General features: G+C 72.7%; 2 protein-coding genes and 1 pseudogene. All 3 read left to right on the top strand.

The features are described 5' to 3' along the window. Positions 1-497 (top strand): annotated as a pseudogene (gene nadC / locus M878_RS99925) (carboxylating nicotinate-nucleotide diphosphorylase); the annotation flags it as partial. Positions 498-502: 5 nt separating this feature from the next. After that, the gene (locus M878_RS67300) at positions 503-1,300 is read left to right on the top strand and encodes a type III pantothenate kinase (RefSeq protein ID WP_023547680.1); all 798 of its coding nucleotides are present in this window, start codon (positions 503-505) and stop codon (positions 1,298-1,300) included. Positions 1,301-1,482: 182 nt separating this feature from the next. Next, the coding region (locus M878_RS94405) for a hypothetical protein (RefSeq protein ID WP_023547679.1) at positions 1,483-2,048 on the top strand (566 nt) is incomplete at its 3' end.

Here is a 2,048-nt window from a genome sequence, read left to right as displayed (position 1 = left end):
GCGCGTGGGCGGACGCCCTGGAGGGCACCAAGACGCGTGTGCGGGACACCCGCAAGACGACCCCAGGCCTGCGCTCGCTGGAGAAGTTCGCCGTCCGCTGCGGCGGCGGCGTCAACCACCGCATGTCGCTGTCCGACGCGGCCCTGGTGAAGGACAACCACGTGGTCGCCGCCGGTGGCGTCGCGCAGGCCTTCAAGGCCGTGCGGGAGAACTTCCCGGACATCCCGATCGAGGTCGAGGTCGACACCCTGCACCAGCTGCGCGAGGTCGTCGAGGCGGGCGCGGACCTGATCCTGCTGGACAACTTCACGCCCGACGAGTGCGCGGAGGCCGTCGGGATCGTCCGCGGGCGGGCGCTGCTGGAGGCCTCCGGGCGGCTGACGCTCGACATCGCGCGCATGTACGCCGACACGGGCGTGGACTTCCTGGCCGTCGGCGCGCTCACCCACTCCGCGCCGATCCTGGACATCGGCCTCGACCTGCGCGAGGCGGAGTAACGGCCATGCTCCTCACGATCGACGTCGGCAACACGCACACCGTCCTCGGCCTGTTCGACGGCGGGGACATCGTCGAGCACTGGCGCATCTCCACGGACGCGCGCCGCACGGCGGACGAGCTGGCGGTGCTGCTCCAGGGCCTGATGGGCATGCACCCGCTGCTCGGCGAGGAGCTGGGCGACGGCATCGACGGCATCGCGATCTGCGCGACCGTCCCGTCGGTCCTGCACGAGCTGCGCGAGGTCACCCGGCGCTACTACGGCGACGTACCCGCCGTCCTGGTGGAGCCGGGCGTGAAGACGGGCGTACCGATCCTCACCGACAACCCCAAGGAGGTCGGCGCGGACCGGATCATCAATGCGGTCGCGGCCGTCGAGCTGTACGGCGGCCCGGCGATCGTCGTCGACTTCGGTACGGCGACCACGTTCGACGCTGTCTCCGCACGCGGGGAGTACGTCGGCGGGGTCATTGCGCCCGGCATCGAGATCTCCGTGGAGGCGCTCGGTGTCAAGGGCGCGCAGCTGCGCAAGATCGAGGTGGCCCGGCCGCGCAGCGTGATCGGGAAGAACACCGTCGAGGCCATGCAGTCCGGCATCGTGTACGGCTTCGCCGGGCAGGTCGACGGGGTCGTCAGCCGCATGGCGCGGGAGCTCGCCGACGATCCGGACGACGTGCGGGTGATCGCCACGGGCGGGCTGGCGCCGATGGTGCTGGGGGAGTCCTCGGTGATCGACGAGCACCAGCCGTGGCTGACGCTGATCGGGCTGCGCCTGGTGTACGAGCGGAACGTGTCGCGTCTGTGAGGGGACCGGCGTGAGGGGCCCGGCGCCGGTGCCGCGGTGGTGTGGCCCCTGCCGGGGGAAACGTAGCCCCGGTCGAGGGAAACAGGGAGCGACACGCGGCGAAACACCAGCCCAATTCGTCACTTTTGTCCGATTAGCGGTAGCGTCGCCGCATGCCCACGCCATATGGATCCCGCGGCGGTATGGCGTTCGGCGCGGAGGAGCTGCGTGTGCTCCGACGCGCCCTCGCCCTCGCCCTTCACCCCGGCCAAGCGTCCGCCGACGACGTCCAGGACTGTTTCCGGCTCGCCGAGTCGTTCGACGAGGCGATGTGCGAGGGGGCGAGACTGCGTGCGTTCCTGGTGGCCGACCTCGGTCGGTACCGGGCCGCGCTCCCGGGTGCCGCGGCCGGCTATCTCACCCTCCTGGAGGAGGCGCTGGGCGCGGGGCACCGGCCGACGCCGGACGATCTCGCGGCGCTTCGTGCGCTGCGCGGGAACCCGGTGGCGGCCGCGCTGCTGGACCGCTGCCAGACGCTCGCCGAGCAGGACGTACGGGCCCGGTTCGCACAGGGTGCCAGGTCTGTCCCCGCGCCCGCCGTACCGGCCGCACGGGCCCGTCTGATGGCCCTTCCGGGCGGCGCGGGGGAGTCGGGCCACGGTGTCGGGGCGGAGCAGGGCGAGGAGTCGCCGAAGCCCGGGCAGAAGCCGGCGCCGAAGCCCGCGCCGACGCCCGCGGAGCGGCCCGCCCCGGAGCCGGCGGCGCCCAA

Source organism: Streptomyces roseochromogenus subsp. oscitans DS 12.976 (assembly GCF_000497445.1).
GTDB classification, from domain to species: Bacteria; Actinomycetota; Actinomycetes; order Streptomycetales; family Streptomycetaceae; genus Streptomyces; species Streptomyces oscitans.
This window is presented reverse-complemented; position numbering and strand designations above follow the sequence as displayed.